At 34.5% G+C, this 19,602-nt stretch carries 15 protein-coding genes; 8 read left to right on the top strand and 7 right to left on the bottom strand.

Going from position 1 to position 19,602, the window contains the following annotated elements:
• Positions 1–81: 81 nt before the first annotated feature.
• The 3 genes from CELAL_RS03195 to CELAL_RS03185 all read right to left on the bottom strand — a co-directional run bounded on the left by CELAL_RS03195 (position 82) and on the right by CELAL_RS03185 (position 7,404).
• Complete coding sequence (locus CELAL_RS03195; RefSeq protein WP_013549476.1) at positions 82–6,126, bottom strand: alpha-2-macroglobulin family protein; 6,045 nt, start codon at positions 6,124–6,126, stop codon at positions 82–84.
• Between the two features lie 129 nt (positions 6,127–6,255).
• Entirely contained in the window at positions 6,256–7,041 is a 786-nt protein-coding gene (locus CELAL_RS03190; RefSeq protein WP_013549475.1) for an SDR family oxidoreductase, read from the bottom strand.
• Between the two features lie 45 nt (positions 7,042–7,086).
• Positions 7,087–7,404, bottom strand: coding sequence for a cupin domain-containing protein (locus CELAL_RS03185; protein ID WP_013549474.1), 318 nt, complete (start codon positions 7,402–7,404; stop codon positions 7,087–7,089).
• A gap of 345 nt (positions 7,405–7,749) precedes the next feature.
• Here CELAL_RS03185 and CELAL_RS03180 point away from each other — a divergent pair, with 345 nt between their 5' ends.
• Positions 7,750–9,111, top strand: a complete 1,362-nt coding sequence (locus tag CELAL_RS03180; RefSeq protein ID WP_013549473.1) for a UDP-N-acetylmuramate--L-alanine ligase — start codon at positions 7,750–7,752, stop codon at positions 9,109–9,111.
• Here the strand turns inward: CELAL_RS03180 and CELAL_RS03175 are convergent, their stop codons facing one another.
• On the bottom strand, positions 9,112–9,555 hold the full coding sequence (locus CELAL_RS03175) for a DUF1569 domain-containing protein (RefSeq protein WP_013549472.1): 444 nt from the start codon (positions 9,553–9,555) through the stop codon (positions 9,112–9,114).
• A 63-nt stretch (positions 9,556–9,618) separates the two neighbouring features.
• Here CELAL_RS03175 and radC point away from each other — a divergent pair, with 63 nt between their 5' ends.
• The 6 genes from radC (at position 9,619) to CELAL_RS03145 (ending at position 15,224) form a co-directional block, all read left to right on the top strand.
• The gene (gene radC, locus CELAL_RS03170; RefSeq protein ID WP_013549471.1) at positions 9,619–10,317 is read left to right on the top strand and encodes a RadC family protein; all 699 of its coding nucleotides are present in this window, start codon (positions 9,619–9,621) and stop codon (positions 10,315–10,317) included.
• A 42-nt stretch (positions 10,318–10,359) separates the two neighbouring features.
• Positions 10,360–11,655, top strand: coding sequence for a polysaccharide deacetylase family protein (locus tag CELAL_RS03165; RefSeq protein WP_013549470.1), 1,296 nt, complete (start codon positions 10,360–10,362; stop codon positions 11,653–11,655).
• The gene (locus tag CELAL_RS03160) at positions 11,648–12,337 is read left to right on the top strand and encodes a YjjG family noncanonical pyrimidine nucleotidase (protein WP_013549469.1); all 690 of its coding nucleotides are present in this window, start codon (positions 11,648–11,650) and stop codon (positions 12,335–12,337) included. Before CELAL_RS03165 ends, CELAL_RS03160 begins: the two co-directional genes overlap by 8 nt.
• A 66-nt stretch (positions 12,338–12,403) precedes the next feature.
• On the top strand, positions 12,404–12,952 hold the full coding sequence (locus tag CELAL_RS03155) for a hypothetical protein (protein ID WP_013549468.1): 549 nt from the start codon (positions 12,404–12,406) through the stop codon (positions 12,950–12,952).
• Positions 12,949–14,397 carry a DUF5723 family protein gene (locus CELAL_RS03150; RefSeq protein ID WP_013549467.1) on the top strand — a complete coding sequence of 483 codons (1,449 nt, stop codon included), beginning with the start codon at positions 12,949–12,951 and terminating at the stop codon, positions 14,395–14,397. Before CELAL_RS03155 ends, CELAL_RS03150 begins: the two co-directional genes overlap by 4 nt.
• 8 nt (positions 14,398–14,405) lie before the next feature.
• Positions 14,406–15,224, top strand: coding sequence for a hypothetical protein (locus tag CELAL_RS03145; protein WP_013549466.1), 819 nt, complete (start codon positions 14,406–14,408; stop codon positions 15,222–15,224).
• Here the strand turns inward: CELAL_RS03145 and CELAL_RS03140 are convergent.
• Positions 15,221–16,498: a replication-associated recombination protein A gene (locus tag CELAL_RS03140; protein WP_013549465.1), complete on the bottom strand. Its 1,278-nt coding sequence runs from the start codon at positions 16,496–16,498 to the stop codon at positions 15,221–15,223. The genes CELAL_RS03145 and CELAL_RS03140 overlap by 4 nt on opposite strands.
• 89 nt (positions 16,499–16,587) lie before the next feature.
• Between CELAL_RS03140 and CELAL_RS03135 the strand changes: the two genes are divergently transcribed.
• Entirely contained in the window at positions 16,588–17,334 is a 747-nt protein-coding gene (locus tag CELAL_RS03135; RefSeq protein ID WP_013549464.1) for a rhomboid family intramembrane serine protease, read from the top strand.
• Between the two features lie 7 nt (positions 17,335–17,341).
• Here CELAL_RS03135 and rlmB read toward each other — a convergent pair whose 3' ends face one another.
• Both rlmB and CELAL_RS03125 read right to left on the bottom strand, forming a co-directional pair.
• Positions 17,342–18,079, bottom strand: a complete 738-nt coding sequence (rlmB, locus tag CELAL_RS03130; protein WP_041557457.1) for a 23S rRNA (guanosine(2251)-2'-O)-methyltransferase RlmB — start codon at positions 18,077–18,079, stop codon at positions 17,342–17,344.
• Positions 18,080–18,150: 71 nt separating this feature from the next.
• Positions 18,151–19,602 carry a SusD/RagB family nutrient-binding outer membrane lipoprotein gene (locus CELAL_RS03125; protein ID WP_013549462.1) on the bottom strand — a complete coding sequence of 484 codons (1,452 nt, stop codon included), beginning with the start codon at positions 19,600–19,602 and terminating at the stop codon, positions 18,151–18,153.

Raw genomic sequence — 19,602 nt, 5'->3', positions numbered from 1 at the left:
GTCTATAAAACCTATAATGAGGGTACCTAGTTGTTCCATGCGTAAACTCACCTTTTCAATGAGTTTACATTTTCATGAAATTTAATTTGTTTCAATCTGCACCCGAACGCCTTCACTATGACTGCTAAATTCTGGTGCATACATACTTTGTATCGTAGTGATTCCATTACTGAAATTTCCGGCGTTATTTACTCGTAAATCATATTCAAAGACATAAACTCCTTTTGGTAAAAAGTCAAAAAAGAAATTAGTACTTGCATCTTTAGTGCTTTCATAATATCCTAAACCGTCTTGCCATTTGTATTGAGAGAATACATTGATAGGTTCAAAGCCAGCAGCACGCATATCTTTCATATGAATAAACTCCATATCTCGGTCTGATCGTAATTCAATACGTACACGAACTAAATCGCCCACAGATAATTTACTGTTCTCTGTAATTTCAGAAATCTTCTCTCCTGTAGCAGTGTTCTTTTTTAAGAACAACTTCTTTTTTAATTTTAAGGGAGTTTCTGCTGATGTAATTTGATCAAGGTCCTCGAAATATTGCCAGTAAAGGGCTCCCCAAGCAATTCCAGCGCCTTTTTTACTAATTTGAACTTCGGCCATTTTAGAGGTGATCTCAGACGTATTCCATGAAGTTTTATAATACCCAGTGCCTGCTTCTACTTTTACGCCTTCTAATTTTTCAGGGGCTATTTTTTCGCCACCAATAAGCACATCTACCGCATTGGTTACAGATAACCAATCACTACCTTGTAGTAAGAGCGCATAGACAGCTTCTGTAGTAGCCTTTGTAGTTTTCCATTGATTTGTCTGTTTGTTTTTAAGTAACCAGATTTTTAAATTGTCTATAGTAGTTACATCCTTCTGGATTTCAGAAAAAGCTTCAATTAATAGGGCTTGCGTTTCAATAGGCGCCTGATACCAATACCAAGAATTGGTATTTTCTTTCCAATACATGCCTAATTCATCACTAGAAATACTATTTTCTTCCAGGTGATGTATTATTTTGGTGGCAGTAACTTTATCTCCCATTCGGTGCATAATTAAAGCCAACATTCCTTTACTATATAAATTCTTGTTCTTCCAATACTTCTGAATTTGCCCTTTGTAATAAGCGGTAACCGCATCCACTTTTTTAGAAGTTTTTAGGTCACTAAAGAAAGAACGCATGTAGAGGTATTGTACTTGAGAATGACTCAGATGATCTTGTTTAATGTTATTATTATGCTTTATCATATACTCATACTCAGCAACAAAGGCATCGTCTAAATACGAAATTGCTTTTTTAATCATAGCGCTTTTTTCTTTCCCTGTTTCAGAAGAAATTATAAGCTTATCTAAATGGCCAAGACCTGTAATGATATGTTGTGTGATGTATCTATTTTCACGACCACCAGCAAACCAAGACCAAGCGCCATTAGACATTTGATTTTGCGCTAATTTGCTAAATGCACTTTCTTGCGATGCTCTCATTTTATTTAGATCAAAGAGCAATGCAATACGTTTCTTTTGTTCTGTTTCTGATTGTGCATCACGTAACCAAGGTGTTTCTTGAATTAATAGCGATTTTAACTCTTGATTTTTTTCTAAATTACTAAGTAAAGCATCAGAGTTTGCCCATTGATTAAATACCTCCTGAATTTTAGGATTGCTATTTGCGATGTAACTTGCTAAAGTGTTTGCATAATAACGGGCAAATGTTTGCTCATTACATTCATAAGGGTATTCCATTAAGTATGGCAAAGCCTGCACCGCATACCACGCAGGGTTTGAAGTAATTTCCAAAGTAAGTTTATGGTTACGTAGTGTTTTTGAGCTGCTGTTTTTTAATTTATCTAAGCTAAATGTTTTTGTTTGGTTGCTTCTTACCCACATAGGTAAAGATTCTGTCACCAACATTCTATTAGAAAGTACAGGCCACATGTTTTGCTCACCATCACTAAAGTCCCCTGCTTTTGCTAGAATTTTATAAGACACGGCTTGCAATCCTTCAGGAACAGTTATGGTCCAAGATACCTGTGTGTTTCCGGTGGCATCTACTGAAAATTCTTGCTGTGCATTTTTAGTAATATCTGCCGTAATATCGGTATGTAATACAGCATCAGTTAAGATAATTTTTGCTTGCCCAGAAAGATTCTTCTCTGTTAAGTTAGAAATTTTAGAACTTACAACGATTTGATCACCTTCCCGTAAAAAACGAGGAGCATTTGGTAACACCATTAACTCTTTCTGTGTAACGGTAGTTAATGCTGTTGTTGCACTTTCTAGATTCTTAGTATGTGCAAGCAGTTGTAATTTCCATTGGGTTAGGGCTTCGGGTGTGGTAAAGCTAAAAGATATAGCACCTTCTTTATCTGTTTGTAATTGTGGGAAGAAAAAGGCTGTTTCTTGTAGGTTTTTACGAATCTGTACTTCTCCAAATTCTGTGTCTGACTGAGGTGCTTCAGAAGAATTAGCTATAGAATCTTTTTCTTTTTTAACTTCAGACGGCGGGGTGGGCGGTGCAGACATTTCTGCAACTTCCATGATGTCTTCTGCCATTTCCGTAGCAGGAGCAGATTTACTCATCATTTTCCGAGATAAATACCCAGATGAACGGTTATTGTATCCTAGGTTTAAATCAAACCATTTAAAGGTATCGTAATACTGAGAAGTAGAAACATAACTTGTTTGAAATTGCCAATACGACCTGAAAGAGCTAGTTCCAAAACTGTGGTTAGCATTACTCCGCTGATAGGCATAATAATTAGGTTTGTACAGTGGGTTAAAACCCCATGAGTGACCTCTAAAGGCATCTAAAGAGGCGTCATACATACTCGCTAAAAGTTCTGCAGCTACTTTATCTCCTTTAGGTCCTTTTATCTTAAACGACCAAGTTTCATCAGTACCAGGTTTTATCTTATCTCTAAACGTTACGGTTTCTATTTGTAAATCGGTTACAGGATAAGGTACGGCAACTATAACATTCCCCGAGGCATACGAATTAAATGCAGCATAGGAATAGTTGATGGCAAAACCACCTAAATCTTCAGCATTAACAGGTATTGTAAATGATTTTTTGTTTTCTGATAAATGAATGATTTTTGTGTCGACTATCTTATATTCTTTTTCAATAGTCAGCGTCACATACAAATCCTTGGCTGCAGTTTTTAAGGTAATTTTTGCCTTATCGCCAATTTCATAACTTTGCTTATCTGTAGCAATACTAAAAATCTGTTGGTCTGCTAAGCTTTTGTCATCCGTACTATATAGTGTAGTTTGTACTTTTTCTTCTACGAGTTGTCCAAACTTATCAGTGGTCACTAATTCTATGCGGTACTTTCCAGATGGCCATTTTTTAAGATTAGGCAGACTAAGTTCATTTGTTTTACTAGTATTAAATTGAGTTTCCCATAGCAAGTCTGCATTTTCCCAAGTATTAGAATCATACTCATTGGCATAAGCATCATGAGGGTAGTGTGCCTTAAATTTTTCTTTTCCAAAATAATCATAGTCCGGCGCAGTCCATGGTCTAGGTCTTAATACAGCAGAAGGTGCTTTTAACTTGTATATTTTTAAAGTACCAGAAGATGCCACCGTTTTGCCATTAAGATTGGTCGTATACACGGCTAACTTGTTTTCGTTGGCATTTTTATTTATTCTATTCGCTACGGCAATAGTTGCGTTTAAAGCATGGTAGCCCACATTTACAGTAGTGGCGGTACTATGTGTCTCTCCATTAATATCTGTAATGTCTGCAGTTACTTCATAACTAAACGTAGGTAAGTTTTTCGCGGATGTACTGTGGTCTACAATAGCTTTAAAGTCTAATTCAAAATTACCAGAGGCATCTGTAGTAGTTTCACCAAAAGCTATTTCTTGTGGGGTATTGTTGTGGTACGAACGGTACCAGTAATACCATCTAGGGTAATATACAGCGCGTTTTACACGGTAGGTAACTTTGGCATCTGAAATAGCGCTTCCTGCATAGGCCATCGCTTTTCCGTGTACTTTAATCCTGTCATTTACACGATATGTTTCTGTAACAGGGTTAAAGTGTGCTTCAAATTTTGGACGCTTGTACTCCTCCACAGAAAAGTTAGCACTGCCATTTAAGCCATAGGTGTTATTACTGGCTTGCAGGCTAAAATTACCTGTTAGACCGTTAGAGGGCAAAATAAATTCTCCAGAAAAAGAGCCATATTCATTGGTTTTAAAATTTTGGCTACTTACTTCTTGGTAATTTGCATCAAGTAGTTTAACCGTCACGTCTGTAGCTGTGACAATAGATTTTTCTGAGTTTGAATCCGCTACAGCTATTCCTTTGAAAAATAGGGGTTGTCCTGGTCTGTAAATACTTCTATCAGTGAAAAGGAATGTAGTGTAGGAGGTGTACTCCTCATTATTTCTAGAATAATTATGATTAATATAAAACCCAGTAAAAAAGGCAACTTCTTTATTTGCTGTGACTCTTATAGTTACATCTGTCCAATATTCTTCAGATTTTTCAAAGCTGATATTTCCATTTTCATCAGAAGTATAGGTTTTATTTAGATATTTATCATCGTAATTAATTCTATAGGTTAAACGTACTTGTGCATTAGGAATAGGTGCACCATTGTTTCTATCAATCACTTGAAAACTATGGTTTCCGTTCAATTGATTCTCACTAAGCACTATATCGGTCACGTTTAGTGAACTATACGCAAAAGAATTTGATTCAAGTTTATTATCTCTTGCCACTAATAAATAATAACCATTAGCTAAGGTTGGGATTTCTATTTCAATAGCATGATTCTGGTAGTCCATTTCATTCTTAAGGCTCGCCTCCCAATTTTTAACAGCCTTCAATTTTTTTATGATTGCTACTTTTTCTTCAATTTTATAGGCATCTTCGAGCGCCTGAAATTGGTCCCGAGTTATGTTATAAGCTGTGACGGATAAGGCATCAATATTTTTATAATTAAGTAATAAACGAGAGATTTTATCAGTAGGAATGTATTCTTCGTTTGTTAAATGCATACTCTTACTCAGAATAGTTGCTTTCAGATTTTGACTTTTAAGAGCACCTAAGTTTTTTGGATGCTTTTTTATAATGGTTTCACACAAAGCCAAAGCTTCTTTATTTTTCCATCGGTGTTCGTCATTTGTAGTCGCATCGTACATGTTGGCCAATGCAGCGTAGTAGCTTGCAATTTCAAATTGATATAAGCTCCAGTTTTCGTGTGCTTTAATATGCTCCGCAGAATTCTGTAAAATGTTCAAATAAAAGTCGCCAACATTTGAGAAAACAGCCTTGTTTTTTATAAAATGTAAGCGTTCTATATCTATAGTTACATAGGCATCAGAGGTTTTATCAGCGCTGTGAAATTGTAATAACTCTTGATAAAGCTGCAATGCTTTTGCTTGAAGCGAAGTTTTATCGGTGGTATTAATTTTATGGAGTATAAATTGATAGCTCTCACACAGAAGCTCAGAATCATTTATTTCAAATTTATCGGCAGGTCTTGTGATATTATTTTCATCGGTCTTATAAAAATTTAAGGCAGTATGTGCTAATAGATCATATAAGGTAGGTCTAAGTTTTTCAGAACCATCTTGCGTGTCTAATAGTATTTCAAATGCCGATACAGGAATTTTTTTGAGGGTTTCGCTATTTTCTAGAGAAGCATCAAAATGAATCCCTATCTCATAGAATAGGGTGTTTAAATCCCAAGTTCTAAAATCTGTAGTATCTACTTTTGTTTCGGTCTCTGTACGCTTGTAAAATTGATACCTGTTTTGTTGGTAATACTGCCAGTATAAGTTGGCTAAATAGCTTTCTAGTACGTTTTTAGTGGGCGTGGTTGCGGTTTCAATTTCAGACTTAAATTCTGAAATGATTTTTAGTTGTGCATCTTCCTCTAAGGTTAACGAGTACTTGCTTGAAAATAAAAGCGATTTAACAACTTGAGCATTATTGCTTTCTTTCTTTGCCTTTTCAGAAATAGCGCTAACTACACTTAGAGCAGATTTTGTAAGTCCTTCTTGTTCTAATTGTGCTACCTTTTTCCATAGTGTTTCAAACGAATCTTTGCTACCTTGTGCTTCTGCCATATGTGAGAATAAAATAATCAATACAAATACTGTTGCTTGTTTCATAATATGAATGTTGTATGGCAAATATGCCACTTGGTAAATTTAGGTGCAATAAGCGTTGAGTAAAACCCTGCTTTCAGTGAGTTAACGGTGAAACTTTAGGAAAATTGGAAAATCATGCAAAGAGTATAGTTAGAGAGACTTTAATAAGCCGCCATCTATAGGAATGGAAGTTCCTGTAATATAGGCAGCATTAGCCGAAGCCAAAAAAGTAACTAAATAACCATATTCTTTAGGATTTCCTATTCGTTTTAGAGATACCTTGTCTTCCATTTGGTTGCGTACTTCAGTTTCTGAAATCCCTAATTGTTTTGCCTTCGTGGCATTCAGTTGTGCAATCCTGTTGGTATCAAAATACCCCGTTAAAATATTATTGACTGTTATCTGATACGGACCAACATCGGTAGCTAGTGATTTTCCCCAAGTAACCACAGCGGCCCTAATCGTATTAGAGAGCGCCAAATAGGAGAGTGGTTCTTTCACCGAAACAGAGGCGATATTTATAATACGTCCCCATTTATTTTTTATCATGTTTTTTAGCGCAAGCTCCGTGGTAAATACTGTGGTTTTAAACAGTAAATCAAAAGCATGCTGGTAATCCGAAATATTCTTTTCTAAGGTATTTCCTGCGCTTGGGCCTTGGGTGTTATTCACAAGAATATCTATAGTATTGCTTTTTAAGTAAGCTTCTAATTGAAGCGCATAGTCTTCAAAATTAGTATAGTCTACAAGTAGGTATTGATGTGTTTGTCCTTCGGTTGTAGGGAGCTCAGCAATAATGTCTTTTAATTTAGCTTCGCTTCTAGAAACCAAAGTTACACTGGCACCACTGGCGGCAAGTTGCTTGGCAATTGCTTTGCCAATGCCATCACTACTGCCGCCAACGAAGGCTTTTTTACCTTTTAGGGAAATATTCATGTACTAGAGTTTTAAGGGTTTCTCCCTTTTCGGGAGTTAAAGAATTTACTTATATTCTTCTCTAGTGGGACTAAAAACATCCATTAATTTGCAAGGAGTCAAAGCTTTGCCACTATGCGGGATATAAGAGCCTATTACGACTAATTCGCCTGGAGTATATACTTTTGTCTTGCCGTTGAGGGTAAACTCAAATTTGCCTTCTATAACCTGCATTACTTGCTCATTTACATGAGAGTGTTCAGGAACTATAGCCCCTTTTTCAACGTCCCAAAAAGCCAAGCTCATATTTTTAGTATGAACCAATTTACCGTGATAACCGGGAATAATCTCTTTGGTACGAATTTCAGCTAACTTTATATCCATTGCTTTAAATTTTACCTTAAAGATAAAAGAAACAATCGATTATAATTTCAAATAGAGTGCCTTTTTATTCCCACTTTACGATTACAAATTCGCACCTTCTATTTAATTCATGTTCTTCCTCGGAGCAAGTATTATTGCTGATATATTTAATTGGAGGTTACAATACTTCATAATTTTTAGCTATAATTCGCTAAGAAGCAATACCGCCCTCTACAAAATATCGTTTAAACGCTTTTTAAAATAGTTTTTTTTTAACTTAAAGTACTTATTTGTTTGAATCAAAACTAGAATCGGGTTTGAAAATAGCGATTGCTATCCTTATCTTTACCACATAATTTTACTTTCATGAATATACATTTTATTGCTATCGGCGGTAGCGCCATGCATAATCTTGCATTAGCATTAAACCATAAAGGATATATAGTAACCGGTAGTGATGATGTTATTTTCGAACCTTCTAAGACCCGTTTGGCAGCAGAAGGGTTGTTGCCAGAAACCTTTGGTTGGTTTTCAGAAAAGATCACCTCTAATTTGGATGCTGTAATTTTAGGCATGCATGCCAAAGCAGATAATCCAGAGTTGTTAAAAGCGCAAGAATTAGGACTAGAAATATATTCTTATCCTGAGTTTTTGTACGAACAGTCAAAAAATAAGACAAGAGTAGTTATCGGTGGTAGCCACGGGAAAACAACAATAACCTCTATGATTCTGCACGTGTTAAATTATCATAATCGCGATGTAGATTATATGGTAGGGGCGCAACTAGACGGTTTTGATCGTATGGTACATTTAACAGAAAAGAACGATTTTATAATTTTAGAGGGTGATGAATATTTATCATCCCCAATAGATAGACGCCCTAAGTTTCATTTGTACAAACCTAATATTGCACTGTTAAGTGGTATTGCATGGGACCATATTAATGTGTTTCCTACTTTTGATAATTATGTGGAGCAGTTCCAAATTTTCGTAGATAGTATCGTAAAAGGAGGTAGCATAACTTATAATGAAGAAGATGAAAATGTTGTAAAAGTTGTTGAAGCATCAGAAAATGCTATTCGTAAACTGCCTTATCATACTCCAGAATATTCGGTAGAAAATGGTCAGACCTTATTAGACACTCCAGAAGGTCCTATGCCTATAGAAGTTTTTGGGAAACACAATTTGAGTAACTTGGCAGGGGCAAAATGGATTTGTCAGAATATGGGTATTGATGAAGATGATTTCTATGAAGCAATTGGAACCTTCAAGGGAGCTTCAAAAAGGTTAGAGAAAATAGCAGAGAGTCCTTCGTGTATCGTTTATAAAGATTTTGCCCATTCTCCTAGTAAAGTAGCGGCAACGACCAAAGCCGTAAAAGAACAATATCCAGATAGAAAGTTAATTGCTTTCCTAGAGCTACATACCTATAGTAGTTTTAATCCTGAATTTTTAAAAGAATATAAAGGCGCATTAGACCCAGCTGATGTTCCAGTAGTTTTTTATCTGCCAGAATCAGTTGCTATTAAAAAGTTGAATCCTGTGACAGCAGCTCAAATTTCTGAAGCTTTTCAGAGAGATGATTTAACGATTATGACAGATGCATTGGCATTTAAAGACTATGTCTACGCAGAAGACTATGATAATACCGTAGTATTATTTATGAGTTCTGGTAATTATGGAGGTTTAGATTTAGAAGCATTTAAACGTCATTTAGAGAATAATTAGTTATACTCCAAACTGGGTCAAATGATGATCTAAATGCTTGTATTGCACTTGACCCCATTGTTCTTTTGTGAAATGACCAAAAAATGGATGGGCATTCCATGCCTCTCTACTTTTTAATTGATGCATATCATACATTAGTTGCTGCAATACTTTTACTTCATCACTAAAATTTTTAGGTTCTCTAGCCTTTAATTGCGGAGCAGTAGGTAAATTTTTTCGCCACGCTTTATTATTATACATTGATTTTTTGAAGAACAGCTGCGCTAGAAGATTCCCTTTTTTAGAAGAAGGTTTGTTTTCAATAGCTAGTTTTAATGGATATTGGCAGTGCCAAGCCATTTGGCCTACCGTCATTTTTCCCCATTTGCGTTCAGAGTTTTCATTTAATAAGGCAATGCGCTCTTCAAGCTCATTTTTTGTAGTTTCATCAAATATAGATTTCATTAGTGTGCAGTTTATATTTAAGCGAAATTTACGATAAAATAATTAGTTGCTTATCTTTAACGAATGCAAGAAAATTCCACTTCACTTTCCATAAAAGATTGGGCAGATGATGATAAGCCTAGAGAGAAATTAATTCAGAAAGGAAAAGCAGTACTTTCAGATGCAGAACTTATCGCAATATTAATAGGTTCTGGAAGTAGAAATGAAAGTGCAGTTGAGCTATCAAAAAGAATTTTAGCCTCCGTAAATAACAACATCAATGAGTTGGGAAAATTATCGGTCAAAAAATTAATGCAATTTAAGGGTATCGGTGAAGCAAAAGCAGTTAGTATTACAGCAGCATTAGAAATAGGAAGACGTAGAAGGGGAGACGATGCTCTTAAAATTACTAAAATTACCAGTAGTAAAAGTGTGTTTGAACTACTTCAACCTAAAATGGGAGATTTGCCCCACGAAGAATTTTGGGTTGTTTATTTAAATAACTCCAATAAAGTATTACATCATTCACAACAAAGTAAAGGCAGTATTACAGGTACTTTGGTAGATGTGCGGTTAATTATGAAAGAAGCCTTAGAATTAAGCGCTGTTGCTATAATTTTGGCACATAACCATCCGTCAGGGACTTTAAAGCCTAGTTTAGCGGATAAACAAATTACTCAGAAAATAAAAAATGCAGCGGAAGGATTAGACATAAAAGTTTTAGATCATTTGATCATCACTCAAGCAGAATATTTTAGCTTTGCAGATGAAAATATTCTTTAAGGACTTTTTTAGTTTAACCAGTATTCAGACAAGATAAATACTATGCTTTTAATTTATACCCACAAAATTACACCAAGATTTAGTTTCGTAATGAAACAGATTTTTGATCGCATTTTGGGCGTAGATATTAGTTTTACAGCCAAGGTAGAAGATTTTATTAAACATTCTGGTCCTAAAATAACGTATACCAAATTGCCTTTACAGAATGAATTTTTTGTAAGAAGTAATGATCTCCTATTTGAGCAAGGTATTAATGATTTAGAAATTAAAGTTCAGGATTGGGAAGGTACGCCCTGTTTTTTTGCTGCAGGGGAACGCAGTAACTTACCCTTTGATATTTTTTCGGCTAGTTTTTACTTGTTGAGTAGGTATGAAGAATATTTGCCTCATGTTAAAGACCAGCATAATAGATTTCCTCCTCAAGAAAGTTTGGCCTATAAAAATAATTTTCTAGAATTACCTGTAGTAGATATCTGGGCGCATAAGGTATTAGAAAAATTACAGGAACGTTTTCCTGAATTAGAATCAAAGAAAAAGGCATATAAATTTACTTCAATTGTAGATGTAACTTCATCTCATTGCTATTCTCATAAAGGTATTGTTAGGAGTTTAGCAGGTGTACTTTTAGATATTTCATCTCTAAAATTTAGACGAGTAGCAGATAGAATAGCCGTTTGGATACATCCAGAAAAAGATCCTTACAATAATTATGATTGGCTTATTGACCTTCATAAGAAATACAACACTTTTTGCATGTTCTTTTTTCAATTTGCAGAATATTCTACTTTTGATAAAAATATATCAATTAATAATAATAAGTTTAAATTTTTAATCAAATCAATATCAGATTATAGCATGGTGTCTTTGTGCGCATCATACAGTTCTTTTAATAATACTGATCTTCTTAAATTAGAAAAGAAAAACCTTTCTAATGTTATACATAGGCCTGTAAATTCGTCTCGTTTACGATACAATAGGGTAGATGTTCCTGCAACGTATAGGCGATTAGTTGAGGCTGAATTTACAGATGATTATACAATGGGGTACGCCCATGAAATTGGCTTTAGAGCTAGTACATGTATTCCGTTTTATTTATATGATATTAATTTAGAAGAACAACAGCCTATAAAAATTCATCCTTTTGCAGTGCATGACTATACCTTTTTGAAATATACTTCTTTAGCAGAAATTACAGAAAAATTAGATGCCGTTTATGCACAAATTAAAAGTGTAAATGGAGGATTTATTTCTGTTTTTTCCAATGAACTTTTTGGCGAAAAAAATAAAATATCATGGAAAGAATTGTATGAATTTTTAATAAAGAAATACCATGTATAAAAATATAGTTACCGATGTTTTTTTTGATTTAGACCATACCCTTTGGGATTTTGAAAAAAATTCTGCACTTACCTTTGAGAAAATATTAGTAGGGAATGAAATTCCGGTTTCATTAGATAATTTCTTGGAAGTTTACGTGCCTAATAATCTTATTTTTTGGCGTTTATTTAGAGAAGAGAAAATTACAAAAACGGAATTAAGATATCAACGTTTGAAAACAACTTTTGATAGTCTAGGAGTTGAGGTTAGTGATGCTGTAATAAATAGTTTATCTGATGCTTACATAGATAACCTATCTGCTTATAATCATTTGTTTCCTAACGCTATTCAGATTTTAGACTATCTGAAACCTAAGTATAACTTGCATATTATTACGAATGGTTTTGAAGAGGTTCAGAATAAAAAAATTATAAATTCAAAAATAGCACCCTATTTTCAACACGTCATTAATTCAGAAATGGCAGGGGTAAAAAAACCCAATCCTATCATTTTTAATTTAGCTTTAGAAAAGGCAAATGTTCTAGCGGAAAAGGCATTAATGATTGGTGATAGTCTTGAGGCAGATATACTTGGCGCGCAAGCAGCCGGTTTAAATGCCCTGCATTTTAACGCACATAATGAACAAAAGCACGAATATTGTGATATGATTACTGATTTAAGTGAAATAAAATTGTACTTATGACGTTGCTAACCTGTGAGCACTAATTAATTCTGACAACTAGATAGTTTTAGAATTGTAAAAATTGCAATGAAAAAAATCATAAAATATTTATTCCTACCGCTATTATTTCTGTTTGTGATCACTGCTTGTTCCGATGAACAAAATTTTGATCAAGCAAGAGATTTAGATGTAATTACAGATGCTACGGGACCAATTTTGTATTTTGAGTCTACCGAAGCCTTAATCAATAGCTCTCCTATCATTACCCAAAATGTAAATTTTGATGGTTTTAGTTCTGAGCTTTTCTCTGATAGAGTAATTTCGGGTTCCCTTACTTTTCAAATAGAAAACACAACAAGTAAGCAATTAGAGATTCGTCTTGAGTTTTTAAATGAAGCAGGGGATCCTGTAGATGTTGAGACGTTCTCAGTTGATGCAGCTCCACCAGCAGTAATTGTAGATAGAGAAGTTTTTTATGGTCCAGCAACAGGGAAGAGTATAGATATTATAAAAAGCACATCGAGCTTACGAATGATTTTTACGAACAATAGCGGAAGTACAAGTGTATCATCTCTTCCTGATCCTAAACTAATTTTTAGATCTAGTGCTAGTTTTAAGTTGAGGGTGATAGAATGATATTCAAAAAAACATTTTTTGTAGTGGTATTATTTGGTTGTTTCTATGTGAACAGTCAAAATAAACAGTTACTCTATGATTTTAATGAAGTGCCGCAAGCGCTATTATTAAATCCAGGAATGAAAACTTCTTTTAAATGGTATTCAGGTGTGCCAATTGTTTCTGGAGTGTCTTTTCAAGCTGGGAGTAGTGGGTTAAAATCCAATGATCTTTTTGCAAATGATGGTGTAGATTTTAATACAAAATTTAGAGATAAGGTTATCTCTGGAATGGATTTTAAAGACGAAATAAGTGGAACTTATCAAATAGAATTACTTAATGTAGGCTTTAGAAGTAAAAATAATGAAGATGTATTTTATTCTTTTGGCGCCTATAATGAAGGCGATGCTATTGGGTATTATTTCAAAGATTATGCTCTTTTGGCTTACGAAGGAAATACAAATAATCTGAATAAGAGATTTGATTTAAGTCACTTAAAGACAAGAGGCGAAATTTTAAATGTATATCATTTCGGTATCAACAAGAAAATTTCTAATGAGCTAACCATGGGTTTTCGTGCTAAGGTCTATTCTAGTTTACTCAATTTTACGTCAACAAAAAACAAAGGGTATTTTGTTACTAGAGAAGGAGATGATAATTTACTAGAAAGTACGCTAGAGGCAGATTTAGAAATAAAAACTTCAGGTATTTTTGAAATAAAAGATATCATAGATGATGATTCGCAGCCTAATGGCGCTGCTATTTCTAGCCTTTTATCAAAAAGAGCTTTGTTAGGTGGTAATTTAGGTGTTGGGTTTGATCTTGGGTTTACCTATAATATAGATGATAGAACTGTTTTTACAGGTAGTTTACTTGATGTTGGCTTTATTTACCACAGTAAAGATGTTAGAACTTACTCCTTAAAAGGTTTTGCGAGCACGGAAGGTTTAGAGGTTCGTTTACCAGAAGACCTTAATTCTACCGAAGACCAATGGAGAACCTTCGTAGATGATTTGGAAGATTTGGTGCCTTATGAAGAAGGTAATGATAATTACATCACCTTCAGACCCACAAAATTCTATACCTCTATAAGACGAGATTTTGGAAAGGAAATAGCATCCAAAGAGGCTTGTTATTGCACGAGTACTTCCGGAGGTAATAATAGAGGTAGCGTCTATAAAAATAGTTATGGTGCTCAATTATATGCCATTAATAGGCCAAGAGGTCCGCAAGCCGCATTAAGTGCTTTTTATCAGCATAGGTTAGGGAATATAATGACTTTAAAAACTACATATACCATAGATAAGTTTTCATATACGAATATTGGTCTAGGAGCTAGTCTTCAAGCAGGCCCTGTAAATATGTATTTAATGGCAGATAACCTAATTGGATATTCAAATTTAGCGAATAGCAAATATGCATCAGTACAATTTGGATTAAATATTATATCTTGGGGCAAGAAATAAGAGACCTCATGAAAAAGATAGTACCATTTTTAATGTTAGCATTTTGTGCTAATTTCTACGGACAAGATGTAATTAATGATTATAAATATGTTGTTGTTCCTACACAATTTGAATCATTTAAAAGTCCTAATCAATACAAATCTAGTACGCTTGTAAAATATTTACTTGCAGAAAGTAAGGTAAATGTTCTTTATAGCAATCAATTACCTTCAGAATTAAACTTGAATAGGTGTTTGGCATTATACGCCAAGCTTAAAGATGATTCAAATATGTTTACCACGAAAATTACTTTAATTCTCGAAGATTGTTCTGGTAAAGAAGTGTATACATCTATAGAGGGTACCAGTAAGCAAAAAGAATATGACGCATCCTATTCTGAGGCTATAAGAGCAGCTATGAAATCTTTATCAAGATATTCTTATACTTATACAGGTGCTTCATCAAAACTTGTTGAAGTATCCTATCAGAATGATGTTAAAAACCTTCCTACTGTTCAAAACAAAGATGAAGTTGTCATTGCTACTAATGCGCCAATAGGTCAAAAAGTAGAACCTGAAGCTAAAGAAAAAGCTAGTCCGGTTGTGGAAGCTCAAAAAGTACAATCTCAAGAAAATTTATATGCACAGGAAATTTTAAATGGCTATCAATTGGTAGATAGTTCTCCTAAAATTGTGATGAAAATTCTTAAAACATCTCAACCTAATGTATTTTTAGCAGAAGAAACTTCAGGAATTAAAGGCTCTGTATATACAAAGGATGGTGTTTGGTATTTTGAATATTATGAAGGTGAAGTCTTAAAAGTAAAATCTTTAAATATTAAATTTTAAACAGAATATTTATCTTTCCATCTATTTTTAAGAAATTCTTTTATTGCATTTTCACGCTGATTGTTGTTCGGTTTGTAAAAAGAAGTTCCTGAAATGTCTTCTGGTAAAAATTCGGCTTCAACAAAGTTATTCTGATAGTCGTGTGCATACTTATATTCAGCACCGTAGCCTATATCTTTCATTAGTTTTGTTGGAGCATTTCTTAAGGCTATAGGCACGGATAAATCACCCGTATCTGTCACTGTTTTAAGCGCTCTATTTATAGCCATGTAACTTCCGTTACTTTTAGGTGATGTAGCTAGATAAATTGCACATTGACTAAGGATGATCCTGGCTTCAGGATAACCTATGGTGGTTACTGCCTGAAATGTCGTATTTGCCATGACAAGAGCTGTAGGGTTTGCTAATCCAATATCTTCAGAAGCAGCTATTAGCATTCTTCGGGCAATAAATTTTACATCTTCGCCACCTTCTATCATTCTTGCAAGCCAATAAACGGCAGCGTTAGGGTCACTTCCTCTAATAGATTTTATAAACGCTGAGATAATATCGTAATGTTGTTCTCCGGTTTTATCATAACGAACCGTATTTTTCTGTACCTTTTGTAGCACTAAATCATTTGTTATTTCAATAGTATCTCCGCTTTCAGAATTGATAACGAGTTCAAACATATTTAACAACTTTCTACCGTCTCCACCGGATAATCGCAGCAACGCATCGGTTTCTTTTAGCGTAATAGTTTTAGATTTTAAATGTTTATCTAAAGCAATAGCTCTTTCTAACAGTGCAACTAGATCATCTTTGCCAAATTCTTTTAAAATGTATACTTGACATCTTGATAGTAATGCGGGGATCACTTCAAAACTAGGATTTTCTGTAGTAGCTCCTATTAGAGTTACCCATCCTTTTTCTACAGCAGCAAGTAATGAGTCTTGTTGTGATTTGCTAAACCTATGAATCTCATCAATAAATAATATCGGATTTTTTGTTGTGAATAAGCCGCCACTTTGTTTTGCTTTGTCTATAACCTCGCGAATATCTTTTACACCACTATTAATTGCGCTTAAGGTGTAGAAGGGCCTGCCGCTTTCCATAGCGATAATGTTGGCTAATGTAGTTTTACCTGTTCCTGGAGGTCCCCAAAGTATTAACGAAGGAATTATTCCTTTTTTAATTTGATGCGTAAGAGAGCCATTGTCACCTACTAAATGAAGCTGGCTAATGTAATCTTCTAATGTCTTTGGGCGTATTCGCTCTGCAAGAGGTTCATTCATACTACAAAAATACAAATTCTACTTATGACAATTTATCATGTTTAGAGATTTTGGTTGTGTTTTTGATTCTCATTTTATAAATTACTGGTATGCAAGGATCCAAACACTTTCAATTTTCTAATACAGTGCTTATTGCGCCATTACTTTTGGTTTTGGCTATTTGGATTGTTTTTCTAGTGGAAATTAGATGGGGTATAAATTTTAATAAATATGGAGTGTACCCTCGGACTATACGTGGTCTTCGCGGTATTTTATTTAGTCCTTTTATACATGGTTCTGCCCAGCACTTGTATAATAACACAGTACCACTTGTAGTTTTAACAACCTCATTATTTTATTTTTATAGGAAAAATGCATACCAAGTTATTATTTTTGGAATACTAGTTTCTGGTTTCTTAACATGGTTAATAGGGAGAGAGTCTTACCATATAGGAGCTAGTGGTTTGATCTATGTTTTGGCTAGTTTTATTTTTTTTAAAGGAGTTTTTACCAAATATTACCGTTTAGTAGCCTTGTCCTTGATGGTGGTTTTTGTTTATGGAAGTATGTTATGGTATATTTTTCCTATCCAGGATGATATTTCTTGGGAAGGGCATTTGTCTGGGTTTCTTGTGGGTTTTGTTTTTGCCTATTATTTTCAAACCCCAATTCCCGAAACTAAAAAGTATGATTGGGAAAGAGAGGGTTATAATGAAGAGGAAGACGAATTCCTCCAACACTTTGATGAAAACGGGAATTTTGTAGAACGTACTCCAGAGCCAGAGGTCGAATTAAAAGACCAGCCAGAGGTTATTATACAATACCACTATAAGAAGAGTGAAAACCAGAAGGAGTAAAAGATATTTACAGACTACGTTGTCTAACGGCTTCATATAAAAATACCCCACATGCAACAGACACGTTTAATGATCCTATTTCTCCTAATAAAGGAATCTTAGCCTTATCATCTACTACTTTTAAAATAGAAGGAGAGATACCTAAATCTTCTGAACCCATGATAATAGCACAAGGTTCTTTAAAGGATATGTCATAAACAGAATTTTCTGTTTTTTCTGTGGCTGCTATTGTTTTAATTCCTGAAGCTTGTAAATAGAAAACGGCATCTTTGATATGGTCAACTTTAGCAATGGGAACTTTAAAAGCAGCTCCAGCAGAAGTTTTTATGGTGTCAGCAGTTACTGGTGCTGCACCTTTTTTTTGAATGATGATCCCGTCTACTCCAGTACATTCTGCAGTTCTAATAATAGCACCAAAATTTCTAACATCAGATAGTTGGTCTAGTAATAAGAATAGGGGGGTTGTTTCTTTTGCAGAAACCTTCTCTACTAACTCTTCAAGAGTAAAAAATGTAATAGGTGATATGGTAGCAATAACCCCTTGATGATTCCCTTTTGTTAACCTGTTTAGTTTTTCTACAGGAACATACGAAGAATTAATCCCGTTTCTTCGGATAAGTGTTTCAAATTCTTTGAATAAATCGCCTTTAAGACCTTTTTGAATAAAGACTTTATCAATTGCCTTATCTGCATTTATTGCCTCAATAATTGCTCTTATTCCGTAAATCTGAGTATTGTTTTCCATTGGTGCAAAGGTAAATAAAAAAACCACCTCGAATGAGGTGGTTTTTAAAAATATAACTAAGAATTTACTATTTAGTTTAAATCCCAGAAAAGTTTAGTTTCTGCAGCATCGCCACCAATTGCAGTAGTAGCTGCTTCATAGTTAGCACCGTTTAAGGTTTGTTCCTGAATTGGATACGTATATCTTGCTGGGTAACCAGAAAGAGGTTTAAATGGAACGGCCATTAATGGGTAGTCAAGTAAGCGAATAGAAGTCCAACCTTCTAAGCCTCTGTTGTAAAGAGCAATCCATTTTTGGGTTCCAATAACTTCTTTCCATGGTTCAGTAGCAGTACTAGCTGCAAGTGCTGTATCGTAATCTACAGAAGATTGTGCTATATAAGTATCTGCATCAGCAGATGCTCCACCCCAATAAGCCACAGAAGCTTTAATACCATCTTCGTAAAATTGCTTTGCAGTTCCTGCGATTGCAAAATTTCTAGCAATGGCTTCAGCTTGTAAAAAGGAAACTTCAGCATAATCTAATAAAACACCAGGTTCTGTAGGTGTTTCTAGTCTAGCAGCAACATGAGAAAAATTATCATAACTAGATTTTTCACCTATATTTCCTCCTTTAAAGGTGCCGTCAGCAGTAGCTTCAAAGTACAATGGTCTTCTAGGGTCATTTAAAGTATTCATGTGATCAATAATCGTAGTTGCAGCTACGAAATCTGTTCTCCCACTTAAAACTAGGTTATCATAGATAGGATTTGTATTAGGGTCTGCAGATAGATAAGCATAGGTAGCATTGTCTTCATTGCTGGTAAATACACCACTTGCTATGGCATCAATTACGGTTGCTTCTGCATAAGAATTGTCAACATCAGACAACAGAATACCCATTCTTAATTTTAAGGAGCTAGCAAATTTCTTCCATAAAGTTACATCGCCACTATACAATCTATCAGCACTTCCGAAACTACCATTTGTAGTATCAAAAGCATCAATAGCTATAGTTAATCTTTCGATTAAATCTTTGTAAATGGTTAGACCATCATCATATTTAGGAAGTAAAATTTCAATGTCTCCTGCCTCAGTGTAAGGAACATCGCCAAATACTTCAACTAAACTACTATATGCATAAATTTTCATTACTTCGATAACAACTAGCTTATTAGCTTTCGTATCCGCATCTGCTGGTAAAGCATATTCAGTTTCTGCAATAATTTCTGCAGAAGTATTCAGGTCTTTTAGAACATCTTTATACATCGCATCCCAGTGACTTTGAGGAATGGTTCTATTAACTTGATTATAGTTGCTTTCATCAGTGTAAAGGGTTTCTTGTAAATATTGTGCCCACAATTTGGTGTTATTCAAATTTACATTCAGGTCAACAACTTGGTCAACAAGATTTTTTTGTGCGCCAGTAAACAAACTTTCACCAGGTACTGCAGTAGGGTCTTTAATATTTTGATTTAAACCTTCTAAGTTATCAGAACAAGAGCTAGCGACTACTGCTGTTAATAGTATTAATATTTTTTTCAT

This window comes from Cellulophaga algicola DSM 14237, assembly GCF_000186265.1.
In the GTDB taxonomy this organism is placed as follows: Bacteria; Bacteroidota; Bacteroidia; order Flavobacteriales; family Flavobacteriaceae; genus Cellulophaga; species Cellulophaga algicola.
This window is presented reverse-complemented; position numbering and strand designations above follow the sequence as displayed.